This window comes from Streptomyces mutomycini (assembly GCF_001700505.1).
GTDB lineage: Bacteria > Actinomycetota > Actinomycetes > Streptomycetales > Streptomycetaceae > Streptomyces > Streptomyces mutomycini.
The window spans coordinates 1-752 of the sequence record NZ_MAPV01000077.1; the positions used below are offsets into that span (position 1 = coordinate 1).

The 752-nt window shown below is 72.1% G+C and carries 2 protein-coding genes and 1 pseudogene; 2 read left to right on the top strand and 1 reads right to left on the bottom strand.

What is annotated here, in order from left to right:
• Positions 1 to 255, bottom strand: a 255-nt coding sequence (locus BFF76_RS11885; RefSeq protein ID WP_141695591.1) for a helix-turn-helix domain-containing protein, incomplete at its 3' end; no start/stop codon positions are given.
• Positions 256 to 370: 115 nt separating this feature from the next.
• Here BFF76_RS11885 and BFF76_RS33725 point away from each other — a divergent pair.
• Positions 371 to 477: NAD(P)H-dependent oxidoreductase (locus BFF76_RS33725; RefSeq protein WP_420877210.1), on the top strand; the 107-nt coding region annotated here is incomplete at its 3' end.
• A 2-nt stretch (positions 478 to 479) separates the two neighbouring features.
• Positions 480 to 752 (top strand): annotated as a pseudogene (locus tag BFF76_RS11890) (NAD(P)H-dependent oxidoreductase); the annotation flags it as partial.

A 752-nucleotide genomic window follows, 5' to 3' on the forward strand; every position in this document is an offset into this window, starting at 1 on the left:
CAGGCCGGTGCGGTCCTTGAACCGCCGGAAGACCGTGCCCTTGCCGACTCCGGCCGCGGCGGCCACGGATTCCATCGTGAGGTTCGCCGCTCCGCAGTGAGCCAGGAGGCGGGATGCGGCGTCCAGCAGGAGCGCCCGGTTGCGTGCCGCGTCCGCCCGTAGCTGCTCGGGTTCGCCGGCGGCGGCGAGCGTGAGGTCCGCCCGCATCTCACCGAGGGCTGCCGGCCCGGGCGGCGGGGGAGGGGAAGCGGTCATGACCTCAGGGTAGCGCCGTGCCACACAAGTGGACCACGGTCCGTTTAGGTGGTACAACTTTAAACGGACCCTGGTCCGCTTACTTCCGCAGTCCTCGTCTCCCGGGAGCTTCCCCATGTCTGTACGCATCCTCGCCCTCGTCGGCAGCCTCCGCGCCGGCTCGCACAACCGCCAGCTCGCCGAGGCGGCCGTCAAGCACGCCCCCGAGGGTGTCGACGTCGANNCAACGAGGACATCGACGTCGAGGGTGACGTCCCCGCTGCCGCCGCGCAGCTGCGAGCGGCGGCCGGCCGGTCCGACGCGTTCCTGCTGTTCTCGCCCGAGTACAACGGCACCATGCCGGCCGTGCTGAAGAACGCGATCGACTGGCTGTCCCGCCCGTACGGCGCCGGCGCCCTGAGCGCCAAGCCCGTCGCCGTGGTCGGCACCGCCTTCGGGCAGTTCGGCGGCGTGTGGGCGCAGGACGAGGCCCGTAAGGCGGCCGGAGTCGCGGGTGG